Genomic DNA, 2,444 nt, shown 5'->3' with positions numbered 1-2,444 from the left:
ACTCAGGACACTAGAACCTGTCCAGCCTGCCGGCCCAGCCAATATGTCTCTTGCATCGGCGTCAACGGGAACGTGTCGCCTGCAGCCTCTGGACGAGGGTTTCGATGTTCGCGGTGGGTGACACTCACGATGCCAGGACCTTTCCGAATCGGCTTGTCATGGGGGCGGGGTTGATCCGCGATCGGATCGCGAAGGTCTGAATCTGGAATCCGTTGACGCTTCCGCCCTCCGCTCCGAGGGAGCTGAGGCGAAGGTCAGCAGCACGGGCCCGGGTTGGAACAACCGCGATGGCCCCACAGTGCGTCGCATCAACAGGCAGATTGCGAACGGCGACCGGCGTCCGAACCACCGTGCCCACCGTCGTGGCGGCCGATGGTTGTGGCTCAAGTCGTACCTCCGACATCGGGACTGCCAGCCCCAGGTCGACAGCCTTAAGGCAGGCTTCCTTGCGTACTCACGCCTGAGTCGCCGTTTCCAAGCGTCCTCGGCGGCCTGATCAACGAATACGAACGAGCCGCCTAAAAGACCAGGCCAACGCCGAAGGCCCAGTTCTGGCACCCCACAAGTGCCAGAGGCGCCAGCGCCTGACCGGAGACCTACAGCGGTGTCAGTTCGGAGACGAGCCAGCGGCCGTTGATGTGTTCCATGGTGATGCGGACTCTGCTGCCGGTGAGTACCGGCTGGGGGGTGTCCTGGGCCTGTGAGGTCTGATTGAGGAAGGTCAGGACCTGCACTTTGTCGGTGTCAGCGGAGATCACTGATGCCATGGCCACGCTGGTCTTGGTGACGAGTTTGCGTTGTTTGGCGGCGGGTGTGACGAGGTCGGTGACCAGCCGAGCGTAGTCGTCTTTGAACTGGCCGGTGAGCCGGTCGCCGCGGGTCGGGGTGTCCCGGTCGATGGTTTGGTAGTCGTAGGAGAGCAGGGCGGCCGCGTTCTGTTTGGCTGCCTCGAGTGCGGCGCTGCGGGCGGCTTCTACCTTGTCGGTGTGGGCGTTGGCTCGTGCCAGCAGGATGCTGGAGATCGTCGAAGCGAGTACCACGGCGGCCAGGACCGCCAGCACGGCCACCGGGTGGCGCAGGACGACCCGGCCGGACGCCCGTGGGAGGCGTCCCACGGCGGCCAGCGCCCCTGCCGCCCGGTGGTTACGCTCTCGGCTCCGACGGCGGGTGCCGGTGGCCTCGTCGGCTACCGGCGGTGCGGTGGTCTGCTCGGCCGGGTCCGATACCGGGCTCGGTTCGGTCAGTGCCCCTGCCACGGAGGCCCTTGTCGGGGAGGTTGCTGGTGGGGTCATTGCACGAACTCCACTCGTGACGCGAGCCAGTGTCCGTCCGACTGGCGGTGCACCTCGATGAGCATCCGGTAAAAACGTTCCTCACCGTCGGGGGTCTGGTCGTTCTTGACCGTGCTGGACAGGGCGACGGCGACCTTGGCGGTGTTCCTGTCGAGGCTGACCAGACCGGTTTCCTTCACCTCGCCGGTGGTGATGACCTTTCCCTGTCGGACGAGATCCTTGTAGGAGTCGATGTTGGTGGCGAACTGGTCGGCGAACTCACCGGTGCCGCTGGCGAGGATGCGTTGGATGTCCTGGTCGGCGGTGGCGAAGTTGATGGTTGTCAGGTTCACCGCGCTCTGCCGGGCGGCCTGTAGTGCGGCGGCCCGGTCGTGGGTGCGGGCCTGGTCCGCACGCCAGGTGCCGGCCCACAGGACGGTGAGTACGGTCAGGGTGACGGCGGCCGCGGCGAGCAGCCCACCGGCCACCGTGGTGCGCCGGCCCCACCGGTGGGCAGCCGGCGCCCGCGCACCGGTGTCCGCCGCCGCGGTGTCGGTGCATTCCTCCGCTGATTCCCCTGCCGTGTCTTCTTCGCCTGTCCCCGGGGGTGTGGGCGTGGTGCTGCCGGGTCGTGGCGGGGTATCGCCGGGGCTGCCCGCCGGGTCAGGCGCGGTCGTCCCGACGCTTTCGATCCGGACGAGCCCGTCGATCGTTGGGCTGGCTGGACGGGCGTTCGTGCGGTCCACGTCCGGTTCGTCGGTCACTGGCCGAGTGTTCCCAGTAACAGATGTTGCCATGTCATCTCCCTTGCAGGTGGTGCCGGCGTGGCCGACCCACTGAGGAATCCGAGAATGTCGTTCCCGACCGTCGCGACCGGATTGGTGATATCCAGAATGGATGGCGGGGTGCTGGTGGTCCGGAAACCGGAGCCGCGGCACTGGTAGATGGTCGCGGCCCGTTTCCCCGGCGGGGAGCCGGGCTCGAAGCACTGCAGGTTACGAGCGCCACGCACCACCCGCGGATCGTTCTGCGCCGCTTTGCAGTAGACGTCCGGGGGGAAGGGCACGTCAGTGATGTCGTGTGCGTTGCGCGGCCCTCCCGGCTGGCCGGCACTCGGCCATCCCACGGCACAGCCAGCCGAATAATTGACATTCATCTTTATATCTAGTAGAC

General features: G+C 66.7%; 2 protein-coding genes and 1 pseudogene. All 3 read right to left on the bottom strand.

Translation table 11 applies throughout. From position 1 onward, the window contains the following. Window positions 1-596: 596 nt before the first annotated feature. Window positions 597-1,256 (bottom strand): hypothetical protein, encoded by a 660-nt coding sequence (locus tag CM1CMNOD_RS12315; RefSeq protein ID WP_050803523.1) that lies wholly within the window; start codon window positions 1,254-1,256, stop codon window positions 597-599. Between the two features lie 32 nt (window positions 1,257-1,288). Next, entirely contained in the window at window positions 1,289-2,035 is a 747-nt protein-coding gene (locus CM1CMNOD_RS12310) for a hypothetical protein (protein WP_050803522.1), read from the bottom strand. Beyond that, window positions 2,032-2,444: pseudogene (locus CM1CMNOD_RS12305) on the bottom strand (hypothetical protein); the annotation flags it as partial. The gene CM1CMNOD_RS12310 and the pseudogene CM1CMNOD_RS12305, both read right to left, overlap by 4 nt.

Origin of the sequence: Protofrankia symbiont of Coriaria myrtifolia (genome assembly GCF_900634755.1) — a bacterium.
GTDB lineage: Bacteria > Actinomycetota > Actinomycetes > Frankiales > Frankiaceae > Protofrankia > Protofrankia coriariae.
Note: the sequence above shows the minus strand (reverse complement) of the source record. Positions and strands in the feature narration are given on the sequence as shown.